Genomic DNA, 25,395 nt, shown 5'->3' with positions numbered 1-25,395 from the left:
AAGTAACCGATTTATAAAAACGGTTAATGTTTCCAACTTTGGAGAAATTACAGTTGTTATAGCCCTTAAAAAATATTAAAGCCCTACCTAAAATATGTTTTTCCGGAACTATATACTATTAAAATAGCAGTAACTTCTCCTAATTTGATGTGAAACTAAACCTTATGTTAAAGCAATGAGTAGTCGTTTAGTAATCGTATGGAATTGCTTAGTTATCGTTAAACCTTTAGAGAAATGGTGACAACAGTACCTTTATTTTTGGTAGATTCTATTTGTACTGCATGATCTATATTGTGCCCAAGTAATAATAATCGTTCCTTTACTAAATTAACTCCTTTAGAATTGTGTAATGAATTGGTTGAATTAGGTGAAAACCCAATCCCATTGTCTGCAATTTTGCATTGCAAGACATTTTCCGACATTAATTTAAAAGTCACTGTTAACGAAGGTTTAGTGATACTTGGAGGGAAAGCATGTACGAATACGTTCTCTACAAAAGTCTGTAGTATCATAGTGGGGATCTCCAACTCATAAACATCTATTGAAGGATCTATTTCTATTATCACCTTGATCCTATTGCTAAAACGTGTATTTTCAACCCGAATATAAGAGCTTAAATATTCAATTTCCTCCACTAATAAAATTGTTGGCTTTGTGCAGTGATCAAGGTTTAGCCGAATTAATTTAGCGAAATCGCCTAGAAAAATGCTGGCATTATCTACATCACTGTCCATGATATAGTTTTGAATAGAATTCATGGCATTAAAAATAAAATGCGGGTTCATTTGTGCCAATAAAGCTTCCATTTTGGTTTCTTCAAAACGCTTCTGGATCAAACTTTTTTGTTCTTGAAATTTTCTGGTTTGCCTTATTTCATAATTATAAGCGCTATAAACTACCAAACCTACTAATCCTATTATCAATAATATAAACCACCAAGTTTTCCAGAAAGGAGGAAGTATAGTAAATTTCAGCAATGTTTGAGTATAATTTAAACCGGTGCTGGCATCAATCACTCTTACGGTTACATTATATTTATCTGCTGGCAAAAAAGGCAGGAAGATCTCGGGTTTAGAAGTGGGGAGATTCCAGCTATCGTTCGCATTTAATCGGTATTGATAACTTAATTTATGCGGATTAGGATGTGCGTTCGTACTAAATTTAAGCAGTACGGTATTTTCATTGTACGATAATTTTACTTTCCCTTTGTCGGCTAAATGTTCAAAAGGAAATTTATTATTATTTATAAAGATCTCTTCGAGTTTTAATCGACTTACCAAAAGCTTAGGGTCGCTAATTGCTTCCAGATCGATACTGTAATAACCATTTTTACTTCCAATCTTCAAATTGTTTTCATCTACCTCTGCACTTAATAAAACTTGTTTTAGTCCTTGTTCTTCATCTAAGAATATATAACGCTCGTTCTTATACAGGGTTAAGCCTTTTTCTGTTCCTATTAGTAAGTAGCCCTTATATTCCTTTAAAAAGGAAATAGTATTCCCTTGAATCTTAGCCCGGGGTATTTTATTTAAAAGCTTAAAGGAACCTTCATCATTTAAAATGAATACATCCCCAAACTCACTGGAAATCGCAATATTTTTACCTAAGGTGGTGATATGTCTTAACTTCTTTTCTTTCCATATCCCATTATGTAAATAGGATTTAAACTCCTTATTCTCCAAAACATATAAGCCCGAAAACACAGATAAAAAATAGGTTTTAAGATCCTTTTGTAAGCTATTTACCACCATGGTGGGAGTTTCGGGGTCTTCTTGTTTAAAATGAGTGTATTTAAAAGTATCCAGATCACTATAAATTCTAAGTCCTCCATAAGGATTTGTTTCTATTAGATCTCCGGCTTCCGTAAAATTTATTTCTTCTGAATGTAGGGGTAAATACCTATCCAATGCTCCTGAAGGTTTTATAGCAAATACGCCTATATTGGTATTTACCCAATATCTGTTCTGTGATACTTTAATATCATAAAAACTGATGTCTATTGCCTTTGTGCTATAGTCCAGTTCATAAAAAGAATCCTGATGTTTTGGCAATGCTAATTTGGTATTTAAAACATATTCTTCTTGCCATTTTTTAAGTTGAGCTAAGTTGATTGTGCGTTGCTTTCCAGCGTCTTTTAAAAGAATACCATCGTCTAATAATACAGCTGAAGAATTATTTGTTCTTGCAAATCCAAGGACGTTTTTACCTTGAATTTCATTGAATTTTATTTGTGGATTTAGCTTGACCTCAAACAGTCCGGCATCCTTGGTTCCAACATATAATTTCTCGAAGCGGGCATCATAGGCTAAGGAAATTACTTTTTTACTGCTAATATTAAAATCCGATGCTCTGGATATAAGGGTATTATTTACAATTTCATAGATCCCTCCATTCGTATCGTAAATTCCCCAAGCTGCAGCAAAAATTTTATAGTCCTTACTTTTAACATGATCCCAAATAATGGAAACTCCAAGTTTCTTTGATTGAATGGTATCTCTTCCATTTGCAAAATCCCCAATACTATTTTTTGTAAAAAAACCTTTATTGCTATTGTAAATACTATCATTATCTACAAAAACGGAATAATTGTATTTAATGTCATTCACTTTTAGCAAAGCAGGTTGGTCATCCTCTGATACAATTTTGAAGATTCCAGTATTGTAGGTAACCACGTAAATTTCATCCCTGTATTTAAAAAAGTCTTGAACTCTAAATAGGTCATCATCTGAATGATTATTTAAAGAAAGTACTTCAAAGCTATTAATGTTTATAATGGAGACCCCATCACTGGTACCCACATACATATAATTTCCATGAGTAAAGAGTTTGGTTATTTCGCCGTGAACTAATCCCTGTTCTTCGGAAATTACTTTGAAATCGTTACCGTTGTATATGCTAACTCCTTCGCCATAGCTTCCAAACCATAAATTTTTATTTTTATCCTCTGCAATGGCCCAGCAGCTGTTTAATGCCAGTCCGTCCTCTTCAAAAAAGTTTGTAAATACATCATTTTCCTTTTTTACAACTCCATTTTCAGTACCTATCCATAGAATATTATTACTATCTACAAGTAAAGATCTAACGGTATTGTTTGGCAAATCCTTGGATGCAGAAAAATTTTTGCTCGGATAATTCTGGGTGAAGGCGATAGTAGCCCACAAAAAAAAGAGGAGGAAAAGTTTAATTGTTTTGCAAGATGGCATTTATAAATTCTTCTTCTTTTCGAAAAGAAACTGGAAGCTTCTCTCCATTAGTTAATTCAACTTCCTTGTTGATCTTGTTGTACCTAACCACATAATTTAGATTAATGACGTAGGTTTTATGAATCCTTATAAAGGAAGTGGCGGGAAGTATTTCTTCCACATATTTTAATGTTTTGGTAACCGTTTTAGTAATGCCGTCAATTTTTTTAATGCAACAATAATTGCTTTCTGCTTTGCAGTATAAAATTTGGTTTGAATGAATGAGTTCAAAACCATCAATGGTTGGAAAAGCTATTTTACTAACGTTTTGGTCGTTTACATTCAGATTTTCGAGTAATAGGGATAATTTTTTATGAGCAAAATTCCCTTTATTTCGGTTTTCAAACCTTTTAATAGACTCAGCTAGATCCAGATGATTTATTGGTTTCAGAAGATAATCCAGTGCACTGCGCTTAATTGCTTTAATAGCAAATTGATTATAAGCAGTGGTAAAGATGACTTCAAATTTTATATACTCAAAATACTTGAACAACTCAAATCCGTTCTTTTCAGGCATTTGAATATCTAGAAACACCAATTCAGCTTCATATTTCTTAATGGCAAGCACACCCGAATCTACAGAATTGCATTTTTCAACAATATTAAATTTATTTGGAAAATACCTATTTAGGGTTTTCTCCAATAAATCTTGTGCATTGATTTCGTCATCAATAATTACTGCTTTTATCATAAAGTAAAAGTACAAATATATGCTAAGTTGTTAAGTTCATTACATTGCAATGGAAAACTCTCAACGAAGTTATATTTTTTTGTTTTTAGAGGGTTTTTTAATAAAATCGGAAATTTTAATAATTGTTTGATACCTCTTCTAGTATTAATTATAAAAGGCTCTTAGCTAAATAATTAATCCCTAAAAGCTTATATGTTATTTCTTCCGATTTAAACTAATATAGCTGCTTTTTTATTATTTGCTTTCTAAAAGCTTGGTTTCTTAAACAATTAAAAATATGCTTTGGTAAATAGCACAATTACTTAATTATAGTTAATTGTTCCTACAAGAATTATCAAAATCACTTTTTTCAGGAATACCTACTATTTGCGTTTAACCGATTTTAGGCTAAGTTTTTTAGGTAATTCTCTAACTTTGAAATGTTCTCCAAATTTTGTCCGAAATCTATAATAGTCAATGGGAAAATTGGTTTACTTATAATCTCATAATTATATCCGTCCTTATTTTTTTGAGATGTTATTGTAAGCTTATCTCCCCACGATTTCCCGGTAAATTCAGTTTTAATATTGATCGTTTCATCCTTTTTATCGTAAACTACTTTTGAATAATTATTATTTTTATCAACTGAATTAAATATACTCTCTGGGTTTAAATTAGAATAAAAATCTCTTTTTTGACTTACATCATAATCAGGGTTTTCAACTCCATACTTTTTTGCAATACTCTTAACTTGATTAATATGAAATGTAACTAGCATTATTGTTATACCAAATCCAAAAATCAAGATTCTAATAACCAGATTATTTATTGTCATCTCTCTCGATGTTACCAAATCTAATATTATCATTGAAATCATATAGATAAATGATACTACTATTAAATATTTTAAATAAATTTTGAATATTTTCATAATAAAAATTTTGCCTAACTAATTATATTATTCTTTCATCCCAATTTCATTCGAGATTAAAACCATAGATTACATAAATAATAAGTAGAATTCCAAAAGGGTAGGGCTCTCGGCATTTTCAATATCAAACTTAGCTTATTTCTTTACTAAATTGAAAGTTTTATTTCTGAATTTAAGGCAATTATTAATAACATTTCAGGAGTACTCAGTTTTTCTTTTAGACATATCAAAGTCTTGTGTAAGTAAGATTTATTAAATGATGCGTTTGGATGGAAATTTCATTTTTCAATTCCTTTAAGCCTTATAGCTATAAAAACCAAAAGAGTAGGATTTAATTTCTTTACACGTAAATCAAATTTCCACTTTCCAAGTTGCTTTCCCCATCAAGCCGGTAGGCTACTAATTTCCCCTCTTTTGCAATGCTATAGTCTATACAGCATATATTATCCTTATACAGGGAGGGTTCTCCTTGCAGCCAATAATGCCCGAAAAACACCATTTTATCGGCAGCGCTATAAAAGTCAAGTGGTTTATATTCTTCAAGTGGAATTGGATGCTCGGGTAGAATTTCCAATGGTAATACACTTATGGATTTGTAGGTCATTTTAGATGGATCTTCCCACCATTTTATTCGAAATTCAGTTCTATTATTATTGTCTTTGTCTTTAAAGCAAAGTCCCTTTGGCATTTGCATTTCTTTCCCTTTTAATGTCTGCTCAATGGCCTCATTTAGTGCTGTTCCTTTCTTTACCGATTCGTAAATAAGCTCATCAGTCAATTTGTCTTTAACTAATGTCTTTCTCAAAAATTCAATGTTATTATTATCCCAACAGGCGTGAACAGCTTTAAAATTGTCGGTTTCGTAGTAAAGAGGCAAAGTTTTAAACCAATCTATATAGTCTAAATATTCATCTTTAAATCCCTCAAAAGCCTTGAGAGTTTTGCAATGTTGAAGGATATTTTGAACAGTATGTTTTCTAAGATGACCACCTTTGGGATCCTCGAAATTGAAGCATAATGCATTGTATTCGTGATTGCCCATTAAAGCAATGGCGTTTCCACTTTTTACCATTGCTCTAACTATTTGCAGGGTTTCCCTAATTTTAGGGCCTCGATCTATATAATCTCCAACAAATAGCACTTTTCTTGTGGGATGTACATAAACCCCAGCGATTTTTTTATACCCTAATTTTAATAGTAACTCTTCCAGTTCATCTGCATGCCCGTGTATATCTCCAATGAAGTCTATCATAACATTTGTTATTTACAACTAATATTAATTAACTAATGTAGCGGTTTCTATTAGTTATTGAGTTGTTAAAAGTTTAATATCCAAACTATTATAACAAGAGAATTAGATTAAGAGAATTCGGATTAAATAATTAATTATCTATTAAGGTTTGCTAACCGTTAGCTCTATTGAATTAATCTACACGAGTGTAAACATCACTTTTCTTATCTATTTCAATTTCATTAATATTATCATAAGAATTTTGATATATCATCATTTCCATAGTATCCTGGTCAGGGAAAAATATGGAATCACGTACTCGGATTCCAATCTTATATTTTCCTTCAGATAAATTTTCCCAAGGGATATTTTCACTATTTTCATTTGCAGTTTCGTTTATAAGGCATTCCTGCATTCCGCCCACCATGTAAGTCATAGAGGACATAGTTTCATTTCGTCGAAATGTAATAGTGCTTTGTCCTGTACAAGAATTTGCTTCTCTTTCAAAGGTTGAACCATCTGTAGCATAATATTTAGATCCATAGAATTGCCATGTTCCTATAATTTTATCGTCAGGTTCAGTTTTTGGTTCAGAATCTGTAGAACATGATAGTATTAATAAAGACATACTAATTAGTAAAAATGGTTTTTTCATAAGTAGGTTTTTGTGTATTTTAAATATTGGTTGAATATAATATATTATCTGTTTTTTTAACTTAAGAAAGCTACAACAATTCTATTCTAAGACCTTTTGTGTGAAGGAAGGGTAGTAAGTTAATTAAGATCGGCGCTCTTTTGTTAATCTTTGATACATCTCTAAAGTTATCGGTACGCAGAATTAATATCGGCACGAGGAATTAAGAAAAACATGACGTAAATTGTATGTACAAGAATTTAGTACAGTCAATTCGTTAACTCTTTTCAGAAACACAACTTATGAAATTTGTAGGTAGTCAATTAGTATATTATTTGAGAGATAGAGAATTTAAAAGAAACTCAAGTATATTGCTTAGATATCTGGCCCTTCTGGGAATTGTCATCATTATTTATTCTGTTCTTTTCCATATTATTATGGCACAGGTTGAAGGCCAAGATCATTCTTGGATCACCGGATTTTACTGGACGCTTACGGTGATGAGTACGCTTGGTTTTGGAGATATTACATTCCAATCAGATTTAGGTAGGCTATTTAGCATACTAGTTTTAGTGTCTGGAATTATAATGCTATTAATTGTTTTGCCTTTTGCATTTATTAGACATTTTTATGTTCCGCTTTTAGAGTCCCAAGACAAAAACAGGGTTCCTCGTCAAGTTCCTCAAGGAACAAAAGATCATATTTTAATATGTTCTTATGATGTTATTGCAAGAGAACTAACGGAACGATTGAAACAAGAGAAGACTCCTTTTTATGTTATAGAAAACGAACTGCCAAAAGCCCTTGAATATTTTGATGAGCGTGTTCCCATACTTTTTGGAGAATTGGATAACCAGGAGACCTTTATCCTTGCCAATATTAAGAATGCGAAAATGATTGTTGTTAATAGGGATGATATTCTTAACACTAAGATCATACTTACTATACGCAACATAACTTCTACAGTACCTATTGTTGCTATCGCTACAGATATTGAATCTGTTCATGTACAGGAATTAAGTGGAGCAGATCATGTGCTTCCTGTAAAAAGATGGCTTGGAGAACAATTGGCGAACAGAGTAAATGCGCAACATGCAAGATCACAACCAATTGGACAATATGAAGATCTATTTATCGCTGAATTGCCTGTACTATATACACATTTGGCTTCTAAAACTATTAGAGAGGCCGGATTGAGACAAAAATTTGGGGTTAGTATTGTTGCAATTTGGGAGAGAGGTAGATTGAAACCAGTGCATGGTAAGGAAAAACTAACATTTGAAAGTGTTTTGGTTATAATTGGTAATAAAGAACAACTCCAAAGTATTGATGAGATCTTTTACGATCATAAAATAAACCCAAATCCAGTTTTGGTAATTGGCGGGGGTAAAGTAGGGCTGGCAGCTATAGAATTATTAAATAAGAACAATGTAGTAGTGAATCTAATTGATAAAGACCCGGAGATATGCGAAAAAGCAAGACATGTTTGTAATAAAGTATTCGCTGGGCGAGCGTCAGATTACGAACTGCTAAAGAAAGCTGGCATATTGGAAGCTCCTTCGGTGTTGCTATCTACCAATGATGATACTATGAATATTCATATCGCATCCTATTGCCGCCAACTAAACAAGGAGTTGAGAATCGTGAGCCGGATATCGGAAGCTCGAAATATTGATATTATCCATAGGGCAGGAGCCAACTTTGTATTGAGCTATGCTACTTTGGGATCTGAAGCAGTTTTGGCTATTTCCAAAGGTCATGAACTTACTGTATTAGGTGAAGGTATAAGCTTATTTATTACCCCAACGCCATCTTCTTTAGAAGGTAAATCCCTAGCAGAATCTGGTATTGGTGCTAATACAGGGCTTTCAGTGATTGCTATAAAAGAGAATTCAAAAGTGCTTACATTATTAACATCAGATACCCTTCTTCCCCCAGGAGCTGAAATAGTTATGCTTGGGAATACTGAAATGAGAAATAAATTCAATGAAATTTATAGGGAACATGTCTAAAAATGAATAATACCAGTACCATCGTGTTGATTTGGTCTGGGTTTCCAAATTGTTCAGGATTTAAAGATTTAATGCATATTTATACTTAAGCAGTAATTGGTTATAAGTCAAATTGGAGTACTACTCACTAGTTGGTTGCGGCAAAAAATCGTATCATTAAGAATGAAAATTATTTATTTTTTTATAGTGTTATTCCTTTGTGTGAATTCAGCACAATCTCAAGATCTTTCTAAGCATCATTGGGAAAACAGGTTAATTTTATTGCTCACCGATGATCTTAAAAATGATAATTTCACTAGCCAACTTCTAGAACTTGAAACAGGTTTAAAAGATCTGGAAGAACGAAAAGTACTCGTTTATCGAGTATTCCAGTATAAAATGAAATTGGGTCTGGATAAAGACGCCGAATGGACAGTGGCTACCAATTTATATAAGAAATTCGATACAAATGGAACTCCGTTTGAGATATATATAATAGGCCTAGATGGTAAAATTAAATTACAGGATCATACTTGTATTTCTTTAGACAAGATAGTAGACCTAATAGATTCCATGCCCATGAGAAAAAATGATATACGTTCTAACAACTAAGATTTTATAATATACTTCTGGTTTAACATTAGCTGTATTTTTCTTTTCACTTATCACGATAGAACTGGTTATATCGAAACTAAAGTTTTATAAAAATTTAATGACCTTAAACAGTTACACACTCTCTAAATTTAATAATTCAGAATACCGAGTAATAGAAATTAATTCTCAGACAAAAGTGAGCTCGGTAGATAACCATAGTATTTTTTAAATGCCACAGTAAAATGTTGCGGATTTTTATAACCAACCTCATAAGCAGCTTCAGAAACACTGCGCTTTTCAACACTTATAATTTCTTTTGCCATTTCCATTCTTAAGCGGGTAATGAATTTAAAAATGGTGGTGGAATGCACCTTCTTAAAACTTTGTTTTAGTTTGGATGTATTTAAACCGGCAATAGGGGCAAGTTCCGCAATACTTATACTTTCTTTAAAATGTGCTCTTATATATGTCTCCACCTTTTGTATTCCTAATAAGTCATTTTTTGAAACTTCCTTGTCTTCGGAAAATGACTTTTGCTCACTGTCTACTAGAAAATTAAGGAGAAGGGCAGTGATCTTTGCTTCTAGATAGATTTTCTTAATATGTGTGCAATAGTGGCAATTGGTAATCTCTCGAATAGTTTGCTGCACATCGGGAGGAATTGGTCTACTTTCTTCCCAGAGCAAGAAACTTTGGTTCTTATTTATTCTCTCTCGTAAATCCTTGAAGGTTTCGTCTAGATCTTTTCCTGCTACTTTTTCAAGAAAATCTTCGGTAAAGAGTATTTCTACAGTTTTCCTCGAAGTGTTATTATACTGTAGCTTTCCTTTTATTTCAGAAAAATAAAAAATATTAAAGTGTCCGCCTGAAACCGTCATTTTTGGCTCGGTGATATTTTCTGGAGCATAGCTATAATCTCCTTCCAATTCAAAATGCAGCTTAAAAAGGGAGGCTTTACTAGAAATATTAATGGTATGGTCTACGCTACTCTGTATGTTTTTTATAATTAAACAAAAGCCATCCAAGTGAATGTGATTAATAGTCCCGCTGATATCAGATTTATTTAAAACTAAAGTTTCTTCGGAAAGCGTTTCTACTCGGAAGTCCTTGCTAAAGCTTTTTACCAGTGGTTTTTCTTCTAAAATGTTGCTTTCCAACTTAAATTCCATGAAGGCTTATCCTGAGTTAAATTTTATTATATAGCTAATTATTCTTTTTGCGTAGGATTAAATTCCTTTCGCGTTATCCAAATCGCTACTTGCTCTGTTACTTTTGCCAAAGGTAATTATTTTTATTCAATCTAAATAAGCTTTAATTTTTCCAGGTTAAAATGTATAAACTCCAAATAATCTTTTTGTTTTTAATTTCTGTTTCGGCATTTCCACAGGCTACTAAAAATGTAATCTTTGAGGGCAAGGTGGTGAATTCTGAAAATAAGTCTTTAGCATGGGCAACTATAACTATTCCTAAGTTAAAAATTGGTACTACCACAGATATTGATGGGAATTTCACCTTCCAAAATATTCCTTCTGGCACTTATGAGGTCACAGCATCCTTTCTAGGTTATAAAAGCTTAACTAAATCTATTGAAATAAGTATTCCTGTTACAGAGGTGAATATGCAGTTTGTACTTAAAGAAGATTCTGAAAGTCTGGACGAAGTATTGCTTAAAGTCACATCTATTAAATCTGAAATTGAGAAAAAAGGCTTTGCTGTAAATGTAATTGAAACAGAAGAGTCCTCTTTTAGAAATTTACAAACAAATGAACTTTTAAATAGATCTGTAGGAGTGAAGGTGCGCCGAAACGGAGGTTTAGGATCTTCAGTAGATTATAACCTCAATGGGATGTCTGGAAATTCTATTAAGATCTTTATAGATGGAATTCCAATTTCTACTTATGGTTCCTCTTTCGATTTAAATAGTATTTCCCCTGCTATGATTGAGAGAATTGAAGTTTATAAGGGAGTTGTGCCTGGAGAACTTTCAGATGATGCTCTTGGAGGCGCAATAAATATTATTCTAAAAAAAGATATCGGAAACGCGATAAATGCCTCTCTTTCTTATGGTTCTTTTAATACGTTTCAAACCAACTTTAATGCCCATTACCAGAATGACAAATCCGGACTTTTTGTAAAGGCTTCAGGTTTTTATAATTATTCTGATAATGATTATGAGGTTTGGGGAAAATTTGTCCGGAATATTCTTCCTAATGGTCGGTACGATTATGTGCGTGCTAAGAGGTTTAACGATGCATATAGATCTTTCGGAGCTATTACAGAAGTTGGATTTAAACAGGTTAAATGGGCAGATAAGATCTCTGTGGGTTATACTGGTTCCAATTCTTATAATGAAATACAGCATGGCGCTTATATGTCTATTCCTTATAAAGGAAGATTTGTCGAGGCTAAAGCGAATGTATTTAATCTTATTTACAACAAAACGAATATTGCTAAAGGACTGGATATAGATTTTCACGGGTTGTACAGCAATAGAAATACTGTGGTAAATGATACCGTGAAATATAATTACAACTGGTTTGGCGAGAAAAGCTTAGATCTAAACGGGAATCCAATTTTGCGTCCTCAAGGTGCTCAACAGGGAGCGCCAACTTTAGCTAACATAGATAGAGATATCTTTTCTTTTAGAGCTGGTTTACATTATGCAATTAACAACAAGCATAAATTTATTGTTAATCATTTATTCTATGATATTGCACGCCGCGAAGACGACGAAATACTTTCTGGATTACAAAGAAACTTTATAGGAACCAGGGATCTACAAAAAAATGTGACTTCGCTTACTTATGAAATGAGATTGTTTGAAGAAAAGTTTAAAGCGACAGCCTTTGGGAAATATTACAAGCAGGACATCCAAAAAATGGATCCTGTGGTAGAAGATATAAATGGGGAAAGAGTGCGAGTAGAGAAAGATTTCAGCAAACAAATTTCTGCATCAGGTTTTGGTGGTGCCGTTTCCTATCTCATAAAACCTGCATTTGTTGTGCTGGTTTCAGCAGAGCAAGCTGTGAGATTGCCTTCAGAAAATGAAGTTTTTGGAGATGTGGGAGAAAATATTGTTGAAAATGCTGGAATCTCCGCAGAGACAAGCAATAATCTTAACATAGGATTCAAAGCTGGCTTGTATCAAGTTAAAAACCACAAATTCTCTTTTGCAATGTCTGGTTTTTTAAGAGATACCAAAGATAAAATAGTTCGTAGAACCCAGTCTAATCTTAACGATGCTGTGCAAACTGCACCATTTGAAAATTTAGGGAAAACAAAATCTATAGGTTTCGATGCCGAGTTAAATTACATCTTCAATAATAAATTAGATGTCTTATTTAATGTTTCCAAATTCGATACTCGCTTTAATAGCAAATACGATAACAATGGAAATGTGCTTAGCCTTTATAACGTACAAATTCCAAATGAACCGTTTTTCACCTCTAATTTAAATGTAAAATATGCTCTAGATAGTTTCTTGCAAAAAGAATCTACGCTAAATCTTTTTTACAATATACAATATGTGGATTCTTTTTATAATATCTGGGTGCCACGGGAAGTACGAGGAATAGAGCAATTTCAAGTTCCTGAACAATTTATTCAGGATGCAGGATTAAGTTATGTCTTTCCTGAAAAAAATCTTGTGTTGAGTTTTGATGTAAAAAATATTTTCAACAAACAATCTTATGACAATTTTGCTGTCCAAAGGCCGGGACGAGCATTTTATTTAAAAATGAATTATTCACTTAGTAAACTTTAAAATACTCAAAAAATGAAAAATAGATTAACAAAACTAGCTTCTTACATATTTTTAATAGGGCTTACCGGCGCAACAATAAGTTGCAGTAGCGATGATAGTCCTTCTGAAACACCAACGCAACCTGAAACAGAAAGTAGATGGTTCACAATTGCAGGTGCCATTATGGATAAAACCCCAGGAAATGGAAACGGGGGAACTGTCCTATATTCAGTTTCTGAAGAAAATGCACAAGACCCAGAATTTGAAATTAATGTTTTCGAAAATGGTTACCAGGTAAAATCTCAGCGAACTGCAAGGCTTCAGTCTTCGGCAGATGGTTCTACCATGTTTAATATAGCATATGGTGGAGATATAGGTGGAGAATTTTCTAAATATACTGTAGAAGGAGAAAATAATTTTACGCAAACCGGGGGTGTAGTTAATATTTCTCAATATGCAGGAACTTCACCAAGATGGGTAAAGCTTTTTGATGGAGACCAAACAGGAGTGGCAGTAAGTGTAACTTCTCCGCAAGTAAATGAAGGAGATGAGTACCAATATACAAGAGGCACAGCTTCTGTAGTTTCCATAGATATGGAAGATGTTTTAATCTCAAGAAATAGTTCTTTTGAAATTCCTTTGACTTCAGAAGAAGAAAAAGAAGGATACCATATTTTTAGATTAGATGTTCCAACGCTTAATGCAAGTAAAGACAAGCTAATTATAGGAACTTGGATGCGTAAAACAGATCCAGAAACAGGTTTAACAGATGATACAGATTACGAAAGATTAGGATCTAAATCGGTAATTGTAGATTATCCATCATTGGAAAATCCAAAAATAATTACCTCTACAGTGGGAGAAGGTGATACTAGTGGTTATAGAAGTTTTAACAGCTTTCTTGCTGAGGATGGAAACATCTATCAAGCAACACAAAGAGATCCAAATGGTTCACATTTCTTAAAGATCGATGCTTCTAATGAATATGACAATTCGTACGCTCTTAGCTTAGATGATGCTTTGGGAATTACAAATTCTTATGTAGAAAGCTGGAGATATGTAGGAAACGGAATTGCATATGTTATGTACACACATGATGGAGCGTCAGTTTCAAATTTTAATAGCGGGCAACAGCAAAGTTTCCTTGCCAGAGTAGATCTCTTTTCGAACACGGCAGAAAGAGTGGATTTACCGTACGATGCAGATATGTATTTTTTCCAATACCAAGGATTTGCGGTAGATGGGGATAATGTGTTTGTAGCAGTTTCGCCTGTTGGAAAAGATGGGAATATCTATGTAATTAATAAAGTTACCGGTGCAGTTACCAAAGGAGCGAAATTATTAAATGAGCCAGGAAATCACTTTATTGGTATCTTTTAATCTCATAGGTTTAGGTTAAGTATTCTAATAAAGGTTTAATTTTTAAATGACTGATTAACGGGCTTCTTAGGACGAATCATATATTTGCAATCTTTATAATTACATGCATTTATTTAAAAAAGGAAAAATCATTTCACAGTTCCGGATACATCTCGCGATGTTGTCCGGAACTTTATACTAGCTTTAAATGAAAAATAAAAAGAAGACTTATAGCTTTAGAAAATTTTTAAATGATATCCACCTTTGGTTAGGATTGGGGAGCGGAATAATCCTTTTTCTGGTTTGTCTAAGCGGAACTGTATTAACTTTTGAAAAGGAGATTAAAAGCTTTTTTGCTGAAGATTTTGAAGTGTCGGGAACTAATCCCATGACAATAGAAACCTTAACCGAAGCATTGCAGAAAGAAGGAGATGTTTCATCTGTGAGTATTCCTTCTGAAGCTGGGAAAGCCTATGAGTTTAGAGTGAAAACCTCTCCTGAAGATAGGCGTGGAACGGTATTTTATACCAATCCTTACTCCGGTGAATACATGAAAACCCAAAAATCTCAACTCGATGGATTTTTTATGTGGAATTTCAGAATGCATCGTTGGTTGCTTTTAGACACAGAAATTGGGAGACCAATTGTGGGAACAGCCACAATTATTTTCTTTTTTCTAGCCTTGAGCGGTGTAGTGCTGTGGTTTCCAAAAAAGGTGAAATGGAATACTATTAAAAAAGGTTTTAAAGTAAAAACGTCTGCAAATTGGAAACGTATTAATCACGATCTGCACAATACGCTTGGATTTTACGCATGTATCTTTTTAGTAATAATGACGCTTACCGGACTCTTTTGGAGTTTTGAATGGTATAGAGAAGCAGGAAGCAAAGTAATGGGTACTCAAATTTTTGGGAATAGAGGAGGAGGTCCTGCTTTCGTTTCTAACGAAGAAATCACACCAGACCAAGAGTTTTCTATAGCATCTATTTACGATGTTTCCAATAAGGAGTTAAATTATAGTGGTACAACTACCATCTCTTTTCCAAATGAGGAAAATCCATTATACAGCATTAGAAAAACCAATGAAAATAGTTGGACTCCTAGTATTGCCGATGCACTTATAATAGATCGTGATGGAACTGTTTTAAATAAAGAGATTTTTAGGGATAAGCCAATGAATGTTCAAATTGCCTCCTTAATAAAGCCCATCCATACAGGAGAAATTTACGGGACATTTTCTAAAATAATATATTTTCTTGCCTGTCTTATAGCCACAACTTTGCCAATAACAGGAACTTTAATTTGGCTAAACAAAATGAAGAAAAGTCCAAAAAAGAAAAAGATAATAAAGAAAGACATGGTATAAATTTTTCAGTAAAGAATGTAGACAGGTAGATTATCAAATTCATTCAGAAATACAGCTAATAAATCTGAAAGTACCAAAATAGTTTACCACTTAAGATCTAGATAGACTTTAAATTTCTATTCATTTTAATGTTGTAGAAATAGAATGAAATCTCCTGCCTAATCCATTGTTAGTAAGATTTTACCTATATGATCGCTGCTTTCCATAAGTTTATGCGCTTCTGCAGCTTGCTCTAAAGGAAAGGTTTTATAAATAATTGGATGTATCTTTTTAGATTGAAATAGTGGCCAGATATTTTTTTCTACATCTTTCGCGATCTGGGTTTTTACTGCAGCAGACTGGGGCTTCAGAAAACTTCCCGTTAAGGTGAGATTTTTACTCATGATGGTGCGCAAATTAATATTTACGTCCATACTCTTCATTCCATTGATATAAACAAGCCGACCTTTTTTATTCAGAATTTCGAGATTCTTCTGGGTATAATCTCCTCCTACCATATCTAAGATCACATCTATTTTTTCATCTTTATAGACTTCTTCAAAAGCTTCTTTTTTATAGTTTATGGCTGTACCAAGATTCATTTTTTTTAGAAAATCGATCTTTTTATCACTGCCAGCAGTAGTATATGTTTTAGATCCTAAAGCTTTCGCCATTTGTAAGCCCATAGTGCCAATTCCGCTAGTACCTCCATGGATAAGTAATTTTTCATTAGGCTGAAGTTTTCCTAGATGAAACACATTAAACCACACCGTGAATACGGTTTCGGGAATTGCTGCAGCCTCTGTTAAACTTATTCCTTCTGGAACGGGAAGACAATGAGAGCTTTCTACCGCAACATATTCTGCGTAACCGCCACTTGCAATAAGGGCACATACCTTATCCCCAATTTTTTTATCGGTTACCTTATCTCCAATTTCTATTATTTCACCAGAAACTTCTAAGCCAGGGATCATAATTTCAGTAGATCCTTTGCCATAAGTGTTCATGTTTTTACGTGTTATAACATCGCTACGATTTACGCCGGCTGCTTTTACTTTTATTAAAACTTGATTTTGATCCAGTTTTGGCTTTTCGGTTTCTTGTAATTTTAATACTTCCGGCCCACCAGATTTTGTTATATGAATTGCTTTCATTTCTAGTATTTTTCAGTTGGCATTAATAAACAAAATAATTTATAGCTCTATTATAAAAAAAGCATAAGGTTTTAAAAATTATTGAATTCTAAGCTTCTTCATTGGAGGCTTTAGTTGAGCTATGTATAAAAGTTCAAAATTTTCTTTAGCACCCATTTTGGGTTTTTTTCGAAAGTTGAAAAAAGTGAGTCTTCTGAAATATATAGACATTATTTGTGAAGAGGAGAGGAGATAATTTTATCTGAAATAAAAAAATAGGGTGTAGATTTTGAAGCATATATTTTAGCAGTGGGCGAATTATAAACTCAGTTGTTCTTTAAAAAGATAAGATTGCCTTCTGGAGATCTCAATTTCGTCTCCCGAATTCATTTCTATTTTTAGCTTTCCATTAAACCAGGACACCACTTTTTTAACATGAGTGATGTTGATTAACTGCTGCCTGTTGGCTCTAAAAAACACATCGCCTGGTAATTTTTCTTCAATCTGACCTAAAGATTTGTAGATCATGGGTTTGTTGTCTTCAAAAAACACTCTGGTGTAGTTGCCAACGATTTCAAACATGAAAATATCCTGAATTTTAACCAACCAGCATTTCTCCCCATCTTTAATAAATATCTGCTTATCTACACTAAACGAATCTTCACTTTTAGACTCTGATGGTTTATTGGAATTATATGTTTCAAATACTTTTTCTATACTGCTGGTAAATCGTTTTTGGTTGATAGGCTTCAGTAAATAATCGAAAGCATTATATTCAAAAGATTTAATGGCATATTCATCAAAGGCAGTGGTAAAGATGGTTATGGGAACATCGTCTAGTAGTTCCAGCAGATCAAATCCATTTTTTTCTGGCATATTTATATCTAGAAATAATAGATCTGGTTTTGTGTCATTAATCAACTTTAAACCTTCATCTACATTAGCTGCTTCGCCTAAAAGTTCAATTTCCTTATGCGCCTTCAGAAGTTCTTTAAGCTCATTACGGGCCAATCTAGAATCTTCAACGATAACTGCGGTTAATGATATCATGCTATTGGGATTTTAATAGTGGCAATTACTTGATTTTTTATTTCCTTTAAACTGAAGGTTGCGGCTTCGCCATAAAGCAATTCAAGACGTTTTTTGATGTTTTTTAATCCGAGTTGCGTACTATCTTCGCTTTGACTTAAAACGCCTGTATTTACTACTTCAATTAATAAATGGTTCGGATTTAATGAGGTAGATAGACTTATTTTGCCTCCTTCTTTTAAATTTGAAATTCCATGCTTAATAGCATTTTCTACCAACATCTGAATGATCATTGGGGGAATTTGTATGTTTAAGGTGGACTTATCTATGTTCGTATAAAACTGAAGCCGATCCTCGAATTGAATCTTTGAGATCTCAATATAATTTTCCACCATTTCCAGTTCATCTTCTAAAGCAATGGCATTCGAATCACTTTTTGTAAGGGAATACCTTAAAGTTTCAGATAAGCTGGTAAGCATATTTCTCGCTCTATCTACGTCTTCTAACATCAAACCTCGAATGTTGTTTAAACTGTTAAACATAAAATGCGGATTAATTTGGCCCTTTAATGTATTTAACTGAGATTCTTTAAGGTTAGACTCAAGCTGCAATCTGGTTTCTCTCCCATTATTTAATTCCATCAGACCTTTAACTGCCACATAAAATCCTGCCCAAACAAGGAAATAAATACTATAATTAATAATGAACAGCAGGTTTCCTTTTAAGCCTTGAGATTCGTGATTAAAAACATCTGCTCTGTCATAAATATAATGATAAACGAACTGAATATATAAGGTATAGGTGATATAAAACAGTAATATTGAAGCTAGTAATAATCCCATAATTTTGAAAGTATCTATTCCTTTTAAATTATCAAATTGAATAAATTTATTAATCGCTCCTTTAAGTTGATGGGTAAAAAAAATGGATAGCAAAAATACACTGATAAAATCCATTACAAATTGCCAAATTTCTAAATTTAACCCATTGTCATTAATCCAATATGCAAAAGCCATCAGGCCGGTTATCAAAGACCAGAAAGCTATAGTTAGAATCCAGTAAGAGGTTTTTTTTGTAAACACAATATTTTTTATTAGCTGAAAATCAAACTTAGCATTTTAATACTTAGTAAAATTTGTCTCAGGATTATTTTTCAATGCTTAATTTAGAGTTTCGAATACTCACAATTCTATTCTCGTTTGGAGCTAGTTCAAAGCTTAATTTCACTAGATCTGCTTCTTTAAAATTAGGAATGGAGTATTCCAAGCTCTTATTTAAGTCCGCTACATATTTTTCAAAATTAGTGATTTTGCAATTGCTCAGATAAAAGTTATGGTAATCGCCGTAAATCCCATCTGTAAGGGAAACCCCATTTCCATTTAGCCCTTTTTCTATAACCGAGCATTCACATTGGTCTTCTAGCACCAGTGCGATCTGTGAGTTATCTACATTTTTGCCTAGAACGGCATCTACAATTAGAGTATCCACTATAATAAAAGCAACGATTGCAAGTAGTAATAAGAATATTTTCTTTTTCATGAATTCTAATTTTTAAAATAAATTTTATAAAACTTATTAATTCTGAATTTGGGTTTCCAGAGTTTGTAGCTCTTTTTCTACTCTTCCAAATGTTAAAAGGCCTAAAACTGCAGTAATAGCGATGACTAATATGGTTACAATTAATGCTTTGTAGTTAGATCCTAAATAAGAAGATAGAACAGGTATTAAGGTGATAAGCCAAACTGAAATAAAAAGGATCTCGAACTTTTTTCGCTGTTTTATATAGATTTTAAACTTAGAGATGCCAGAAGTCAAGGAAGCCTTTGTAGTAGGTTTTTGTTCAATATTGCTAAGCGGTAAAAACTTAAAATTATAAACTCCCAAAACTGCAATTCCAGTTAACAAGCTGGATATAATTAGTGTGCTTTTTTCTGAATAGAACATGATGATTAAGGAAATACATATTAGAATAATGGATGATAATTTTGCCATTTTAGAACCTATTATAAGCATATGAAATTTCTCAAATTGCTTCTGAAAGGTCTCTGGAGTATTAAGTTTTGAATTTTTCATAAGTACTGATTTTGAATTATTTAACCTGTTACTAATTTGAATAGAAAGTCGACGATTAAAATTATAAGAGCGATCATAATGTTTAGGTTTATTTAATTAGTGATGTAAACTTAAATGACTTTTAACTGCAATAAAACGAATATATGATGAGCGGTAAATGAAGTAGGAGGAATGGGAAATCAGATTCTAAGGAATCAAAATTACTCATCTAATCTTCGCAAATACTAAGACTATTAACACTACTTAAATCATGGTTTCCACAGAAATCGAAAATGCTAGGGATTCAATTTAGATTTATTTTGTTTAACCTTAACATTAAATAGTTAAACATTCTGTATTTTTACAATATGCTTTTAGAAGCTTAATTCTAGAAGTTTTCAATTACAAAATGATGTTCGGACTATTCAAAAAGAAATCAGAGAAAGAAAAATTGCAAGCGCAATACGCAAAGCTTTCCAAAGAAGCCCATAGCCTATCTACCACAAACAGGAAGATGAGCGACCAGAAAACATTTGAAGCCGATGAAGTAATGAAACAGCTTGAAAAGCTGAACTAATACCCTTGATTAATATGCCAGAAGATAAAAAGCCCGATAATGTAGTATTTAATCCAGAAACTCAAAAATACGATGCGGCTCTTAAACCTTATGCTACCTCAGTTGGAGCGCCGGTTATAACTACTCCAGATACTATTACATGGAAAAATAGAAGCATTAATAAAGTAAACCATAAGGTAGCGGCAAAATATCAAGAACTTAAAAGAGAGTATGATAAGATGATGCAGGAATTTGAGTATAACAAACTTATTTTCAATGCAAAATTCACTTTCGAGCCTATTATAGGCGAAGTATATCATCTATATAAAAGAAATAATGATGAAAACTTCCTTTCTATTATAGCCCCAGAGCAGTGCCGCTTTAATTCCATTGGAAGCTTTTACCTGAATGCAGAACAAGTCTGGGAAAAAATCTAGCTTATATGAACGATACAAAAGAATTTACAGAGAGAGAATTAGACCGCATTATAGAAATGGCCTGGGAAGATAGAACTCCTTTTGAAGCGATTGAGTTTCAATTTGAATTGCCCGAGAAAGAAGTGATCAAGGTAATGCGTGGTAATTTGAAAGAATCTAGCTTTAAGCGTTGGCGGAAACGTGTGAATAGCGGTGTAAGTCAGAAACATTTGAAAAAACGTGTGTCAGGTATCAATAGATTTAAATGTTCACGCCAAAAGGCGATCTCAGGTAACAAAATAAGCAAGGGATAAATGGAATTATTTGAACAACAAGTCTCTATTTTCCCAACTTCTTATTCGGAAATTCTTCAGCGTGTTCGAAATATAGATCCTGTTAAATATGGCTCTTCAAGAAATTATATAAACGGCTCTGTCACTTATTTATCTCCCTACATTTCCAGAGGAATAATTTCAACAAAATTTGTATTTGACGAAATTTTAAACCAAGGTTATCAACCAGCTCAAATAGGGAAATTCATTCAGGAATTAGCTTGGAGAGATTATTGGCAGCAAGTATGGATTGCAAAAGGGAATGCAATTAACCGAGATCTAAAACACCCGCAAGTAGCTGTTTCCAATTCTGGTTTCTCTAAAGCAATTGTAGAAGCAAAGACTGGAATTGAAGCTATAGATTCTGCCATTCAGGAATTTTATAGAACAGGATATCTTCACAATCATTTAAGAATGTACATTGCTTCTATAGCTTGCAATAGTGCGCAAAGTCATTGGAATTTGCCAGCAAAATGGATGTATTATCATTTATTAGATGCAGATTGGGCGAGTAATGCTCTTAGCTGGCAATGGGTAGCTGGATCTAATGCAAATAAGAAATATGTTGCCAATCAAGAAAACATCAATAATTACTGTTTTACAAATCAGCAGAATACTTTTTTAGATGTCCCATATGAGAGTTTACCTTTATCTGAGATCCCAGAAATTTTAAAAGAGGTAGAATATTTAGAACTAAAAACCCCTTTACCAGATAGGCAGCCCATTGTAATTGATGAAAAGCTTCCGACCTGTATCTACAATTTCTATAATCTGGATCCTCTATGGAAAAAAGAGATTTCAGCAAACAGAATTCTATTATTAGAGTCTTCACATTTTAAAGAATATCCTGTATCTCAAAAAACGATGGATTTTATAATTGAACTAGCCGAAGAGAATATTACTAATATTCAGGTCTATGTAGGTGAGTTTAACGAGCTTATTAAGGATCATAATTTTGCAGATATATACTATAAAGAACATCCTCTAAACAATCATTATAAAGGTATAGAAAAACCCAGAGATTGGATGTTTGATGTGAAGGGCTATTATCCATCATTCTTCGCTTTTTGGAAGAAATGTAAAAAGCGGTTGGACTTTTAGAAAGGCAAGACGCAAAGTATTTTGGTTAAGGCTTGATATTCACTAACAAGATTGCCAAGGCTCAATAAGGATTTTCTGGCGGAATTTTAAGTTGTAATACTTATAAAATAAATTATGATTTACACAAAAGAAGAAATAAAACAGCTTGATAGAATAACCAGGCTAAAGATCATTAATTCTGTTTCTGGGATAAAGCCTGCGAATCTTATTGGGAGTGCAAATAATAACGGGAAAACCAATCTAGCTATATTTAGTTCTGTGGTTCATTTAGGAAGCGATCCAGCGCTTCTAGGTTTTATATGTAGGCCACGAACTTCGGAAGTAGGCCATACTTATACTAATATTCAAGAGAATGGACAGTATACAATTAATCATATTCATCCTGAATTCATAAAAAATGCGCATTACACCTCAGGCAAGTTTGATGAGGATATTTCAGAATTTAAACGATGTAATCTTTCCGAAGAATATATGAAAGATTTTAAAGCGCCTTTTGTAAAAGAAAGTAGCTTTAAAATGGGAATGCGATTTAAAGAAGCGATAGATATTAAACTAAACGGGACTATTTTGGTTATAGGAGAAATTGATCATCTTATCCTACCAGATGCATCTTTGGTAGATAATGATATCGATCTAGAGGCCACAAATAGTGTTGGGATCTCAGGCTTGAATAGTTATTACTCATTGAATAAAATTGAAAAATACCCTTATGTAAAAGTGAACGAAGTCCCAGAATTTTAATATGAAAAAACAACATCTTCCTCAAAAAACTTGTCCCGTTTGTCAGCTTACATTTTCGTGGCGTAAAAAATGGGAGAAGAATTGGGATGAGGTAAAATATTGTAGTGAACGTTGTAGAAGAAATAAATGAAAAGTATCAATTTAATATTTCCGCATCAGCTATTTCAAAAATCTCCACTTTTTGAAAACGATTGCCCTGTTTATTTAGTTGAGGAATATTTGTTCTTTAAGCAGTACAAATTTCACAAGCAAAAAATAGCTTTTCATAGAGCTAGTATGAAGCGCTATGCAGATTTTCTTCAGAAGGAAAAGAACTTAGAAGTACATTATGTTGAAGCTATCGAAGAAATTTCGGATATCAGATTACTTATTTCTAAATTAAAAGATCAGGCTGTGGAGCATATTAATTATATAGATCCCACAGATAATTGGCTTGAAAAGCGACTGGATAACAAGCTCCTTGAAAACGGAATTAAATCGACTAAATTTCCTTCCCCTTTATTTTTAAATACTCAAGCAGATCTTGCTCCATTTTTTAAAAGCGGTAAAAAGAAATTTTTTCAGAAAACCTTTTATACAGAGCAACGACAATTACGAAATATCTTGATTAATCCCGATGGAACCCCAGTTGGTGGGAAATGGAGTTTTGATGCTGAAAATAGAAAGAAGTACGAAGCCAAAAAAATACCGCCAGCAATTCAATTTCCAGATGTAAATGCCTATTATGAGGAGGCAAAAACATATGTGGAAACTCATTTTTCAGATAACTTAGGGAAACTCACTGCGTATCAATTATATCCAACGAATTTTGATACTACGAGAGCCTGGCTGGATCAATTCTTTGAGCATCGCTTTATGGAATTCGGGAAGTATGAGGATGCCATAGTTGCAGAACATGGTATATTAAATCACAGTGTTTTAACCCCAATGCTGAATGTGGGTTTAATAACGCCAAGGGAAGTTATAGATGCTTGTTTGCTGTATGCTGAAGAAAACAAGGTGCCTATTAATTCTACCGAAGGTTTTGTAAGGCAGATCATTGGTTGGAGAGAATTTATTAGAGGGGTTTATGAAGCTAGTGGTAGTAAAGCACGCACCACCAATTTCTGGAACTTCAAAAAGAAAATTCCAGCTTCATTTTATGATGGTACAACAGGAATTCCGCCTATAGATCTCACCATTAAGAAAGTGTTGGAAACAGGGTACTGCCATCATATAGAGCGCTTAATGGTTTTGGGGAATTTTATGATGCTGTGTGAGTTTGACCCAGATGAGGTATACAAGTGGTTTATGGAGCTTTTTATAGATTCTTACGATTGGGTCATGGTGACTAATGTTTATGGGATGAGTCAGTTTGCAGATGGAGGCTTAATGGCTACTAAGCCTTATATAAGCGGGAGTAATTACTTAATGAAAATGAGTAATTACAAAAAAGGAGAATGGCAAGCTACTTGGGATGGTCTGTTTTGGCGATTCATGCATACCCATCGTGAATTTTTTCTATCCAATCCAAGATTAGGGATGCTGGTGAGAATGTATGATAAAATGCCTGTGGAAAAGCAAGAAAGACATCTTCAGAGTGCTGAAGACTATCTATTGAACTTAACAGATTAAGACATTCAATTCATACAAAATTTAATATTCGAGGTCACTTTTTAAAGTGTGAGTTTATTTTATCCGTGATTATAATTCAGTATTTTAAATGATAAATAAAAACAAGCCTAAACGTTTAAACCCTTAGTATATTCGGAAACCACTTGTTGGTTTGCATTATTAACTTTTCAAAATTTTATAATAGAAATAGGTAACTGCAATTTGAGGATGTAAACAGATAAAAATAATATTTATGATGCTATTTAACACAACCGATACTAACAAAAGCTATTTAGAAGAGACTAGCAATACTGTAGGTAAAGCATTCTCTTTTGTAGATAAAATAAAAATGGGTGGGGTTAGCTCTGGTAAATTAGAGGTAGCGGAATTCAGTGCTAAACTGGAACCTAAAGATCTGCTTGCATCAGCTGTTAATTATGCAACTATTGTATTAAGACCTAAGGGGGTCATTGTGCATTTTAGGAATGACTCAAAACGATATTCTTGGATAATTCCTTATTATCGGTTGGTTATTTATAACACGCGAACCTTTACTATTCACGCTAACGGGCATTTTATAAAGTTAAAACGGAACAAGAACTATCAAGACAACAAAAAATTTCTCGATAAGATGATAGATCTTAAAAATGAGTCATTAAACCTGGAGTACTACGATGGGTAAAAGAAAGCATTAATAAAAATC

At 33.1% G+C, this 25,395-nt stretch carries 24 protein-coding genes; 13 read left to right on the top strand and 11 right to left on the bottom strand.

What is annotated here, in order from left to right; genetic code table 11:
- Positions 1-218: 218 nt before the first annotated feature.
- The 5 genes from BC962_RS09905 to BC962_RS09885 all read right to left on the bottom strand — a co-directional run bounded on the left by BC962_RS09905 (position 219) and on the right by BC962_RS09885 (position 6,729).
- Positions 219-3,098, bottom strand: coding sequence for a sensor histidine kinase (locus tag BC962_RS09905; protein ID WP_121346059.1), 2,880 nt, complete (start codon positions 3,096-3,098; stop codon positions 219-221).
- A gap of 82 nt (positions 3,099-3,180) precedes the next feature.
- Positions 3,181-3,933 carry a LytR/AlgR family response regulator transcription factor gene (locus BC962_RS09900; protein ID WP_121345841.1) on the bottom strand — a complete coding sequence of 251 codons (753 nt, stop codon included), beginning with the start codon at positions 3,931-3,933 and terminating at the stop codon, positions 3,181-3,183.
- 382 nt (positions 3,934-4,315) lie between these two features.
- Positions 4,316-4,843 (bottom strand): hypothetical protein, encoded by a 528-nt coding sequence (locus tag BC962_RS09895; protein ID WP_147405646.1) that lies wholly within the window; start codon positions 4,841-4,843, stop codon positions 4,316-4,318.
- A gap of 340 nt (positions 4,844-5,183) precedes the next feature.
- On the bottom strand, positions 5,184-6,095 hold the full coding sequence (locus tag BC962_RS09890; protein ID WP_121345839.1) for a metallophosphoesterase: 912 nt from the start codon (positions 6,093-6,095) through the stop codon (positions 5,184-5,186).
- Positions 6,096-6,267: 172 nt separating this feature from the next.
- A complete protein-coding gene (locus BC962_RS09885; RefSeq protein ID WP_121345838.1) occupies positions 6,268-6,729 on the bottom strand; it encodes a hypothetical protein in 462 nt (153 codons plus the stop codon).
- A 281-nt stretch (positions 6,730-7,010) separates the two neighbouring features.
- On the opposite strand from BC962_RS09885, the gene BC962_RS09880 reads away from it, so the two are divergent.
- A complete protein-coding gene (locus BC962_RS09880; RefSeq protein ID WP_121345837.1) occupies positions 7,011-8,720 on the top strand; it encodes a potassium channel family protein in 1,710 nt (569 codons plus the stop codon).
- Positions 8,721-8,882: 162 nt separating this feature from the next.
- Positions 8,883-9,311 (top strand): DUF4174 domain-containing protein, encoded by a 429-nt coding sequence (locus BC962_RS09875; protein WP_147405645.1) that lies wholly within the window; start codon positions 8,883-8,885, stop codon positions 9,309-9,311.
- A 161-nt stretch (positions 9,312-9,472) separates the two neighbouring features.
- Here BC962_RS09875 and BC962_RS09870 read toward each other — a convergent pair whose 3' ends face one another.
- The gene (locus BC962_RS09870) at positions 9,473-10,462 is read right to left on the bottom strand and encodes a helix-turn-helix domain-containing protein (protein WP_121345835.1); all 990 of its coding nucleotides are present in this window, start codon (positions 10,460-10,462) and stop codon (positions 9,473-9,475) included.
- A gap of 185 nt (positions 10,463-10,647) precedes the next feature.
- Here BC962_RS09870 and BC962_RS09865 point away from each other — a divergent pair, with 185 nt between their 5' ends.
- The 3 genes from BC962_RS09865 (at position 10,648) to BC962_RS09855 (ending at position 15,760) form a co-directional block, all read left to right on the top strand.
- Positions 10,648-13,056 carry a TonB-dependent receptor gene (locus BC962_RS09865; RefSeq protein WP_245984135.1) on the top strand — a complete coding sequence of 803 codons (2,409 nt, stop codon included), beginning with the start codon at positions 10,648-10,650 and terminating at the stop codon, positions 13,054-13,056.
- A gap of 12 nt (positions 13,057-13,068) precedes the next feature.
- Positions 13,069-14,415, top strand: coding sequence for a hypothetical protein (locus BC962_RS09860; RefSeq protein ID WP_121345833.1), 1,347 nt, complete (start codon positions 13,069-13,071; stop codon positions 14,413-14,415).
- 187 nt (positions 14,416-14,602) lie between these two features.
- Complete coding sequence (locus tag BC962_RS09855) at positions 14,603-15,760, top strand: PepSY-associated TM helix domain-containing protein (RefSeq protein WP_121345832.1); 1,158 nt, start codon at positions 14,603-14,605, stop codon at positions 15,758-15,760.
- A gap of 158 nt (positions 15,761-15,918) precedes the next feature.
- Here BC962_RS09855 and BC962_RS09850 read toward each other — a convergent pair whose 3' ends face one another.
- The 5 genes from BC962_RS09850 to BC962_RS09830 all read right to left on the bottom strand — a co-directional run bounded on the left by BC962_RS09850 (position 15,919) and on the right by BC962_RS09830 (position 19,974).
- On the bottom strand, positions 15,919-16,893 hold the full coding sequence (locus BC962_RS09850; protein WP_121345831.1) for an NAD(P)H-quinone oxidoreductase: 975 nt from the start codon (positions 16,891-16,893) through the stop codon (positions 15,919-15,921).
- A gap of 297 nt (positions 16,894-17,190) precedes the next feature.
- Complete coding sequence (locus BC962_RS09845; protein ID WP_121345830.1) at positions 17,191-17,922, bottom strand: LytR/AlgR family response regulator transcription factor; 732 nt, start codon at positions 17,920-17,922, stop codon at positions 17,191-17,193.
- The gene (locus BC962_RS09840; RefSeq protein WP_245984134.1) at positions 17,919-18,743 is read right to left on the bottom strand and encodes a sensor histidine kinase; all 825 of its coding nucleotides are present in this window, start codon (positions 18,741-18,743) and stop codon (positions 17,919-17,921) included. Before BC962_RS09840 ends, BC962_RS09845 begins: the two co-directional genes overlap by 4 nt.
- A gap of 304 nt (positions 18,744-19,047) precedes the next feature.
- The gene (locus BC962_RS09835; RefSeq protein ID WP_121345828.1) at positions 19,048-19,440 is read right to left on the bottom strand and encodes a hypothetical protein; all 393 of its coding nucleotides are present in this window, start codon (positions 19,438-19,440) and stop codon (positions 19,048-19,050) included.
- Between the two features lie 36 nt (positions 19,441-19,476).
- Positions 19,477-19,974, bottom strand: a complete 498-nt coding sequence (locus BC962_RS09830) for a hypothetical protein (protein ID WP_121345827.1) — start codon at positions 19,972-19,974, stop codon at positions 19,477-19,479.
- 391 nt (positions 19,975-20,365) lie between these two features.
- Here BC962_RS09830 and BC962_RS09825 point away from each other — a divergent pair, with 391 nt between their 5' ends.
- The 8 genes from BC962_RS09825 (at position 20,366) to BC962_RS09790 (ending at position 25,374) form a co-directional block, all read left to right on the top strand.
- Positions 20,366-20,530: a Lacal_2735 family protein gene (locus tag BC962_RS09825; protein WP_121346058.1), complete on the top strand. Its 165-nt coding sequence runs from the start codon at positions 20,366-20,368 to the stop codon at positions 20,528-20,530.
- A gap of 14 nt (positions 20,531-20,544) precedes the next feature.
- On the top strand, positions 20,545-20,946 hold the full coding sequence (locus tag BC962_RS09820; RefSeq protein WP_121345826.1) for a DUF2452 domain-containing protein: 402 nt from the start codon (positions 20,545-20,547) through the stop codon (positions 20,944-20,946).
- 5 nt (positions 20,947-20,951) lie between these two features.
- On the top strand, positions 20,952-21,239 hold the full coding sequence (locus BC962_RS09815; RefSeq protein WP_121345825.1) for a TIGR03643 family protein: 288 nt from the start codon (positions 20,952-20,954) through the stop codon (positions 21,237-21,239).
- Positions 21,240-22,358: an FAD-binding domain-containing protein gene (locus BC962_RS09810; RefSeq protein WP_121345824.1), complete on the top strand. Its 1,119-nt coding sequence runs from the start codon at positions 21,240-21,242 to the stop codon at positions 22,356-22,358.
- A gap of 114 nt (positions 22,359-22,472) precedes the next feature.
- Positions 22,473-23,099, top strand: coding sequence for a flavin reductase family protein (locus BC962_RS09805; RefSeq protein ID WP_121345823.1), 627 nt, complete (start codon positions 22,473-22,475; stop codon positions 23,097-23,099).
- A 1-nt stretch (position 23,100) separates the two neighbouring features.
- Positions 23,101-23,229 (top strand): DUF2256 domain-containing protein, encoded by a 129-nt coding sequence (locus BC962_RS09800; RefSeq protein ID WP_121345822.1) that lies wholly within the window; start codon positions 23,101-23,103, stop codon positions 23,227-23,229.
- Positions 23,226-24,713, top strand: a complete 1,488-nt coding sequence (locus BC962_RS09795) for a cryptochrome/photolyase family protein (RefSeq protein WP_121345821.1) — start codon at positions 23,226-23,228, stop codon at positions 24,711-24,713. The genes BC962_RS09800 and BC962_RS09795 overlap by 4 nt, the downstream gene beginning before the upstream one ends.
- Before the next feature lie 232 nt (positions 24,714-24,945).
- Positions 24,946-25,374, top strand: a complete 429-nt coding sequence (locus BC962_RS09790; RefSeq protein ID WP_121345820.1) for a hypothetical protein — start codon at positions 24,946-24,948, stop codon at positions 25,372-25,374.
- Positions 25,375-25,395: the final 21 nt, after the last annotated feature.

Source organism: Gillisia mitskevichiae (genome assembly GCF_003634585.1).
In the GTDB taxonomy this organism is placed as follows: Bacteria; Bacteroidota; Bacteroidia; order Flavobacteriales; family Flavobacteriaceae; genus Gillisia; species Gillisia mitskevichiae.
The sequence above is the reverse complement of the archived record's forward strand: the minus strand, read 5'-3'. Positions and strand labels throughout refer to the sequence as shown.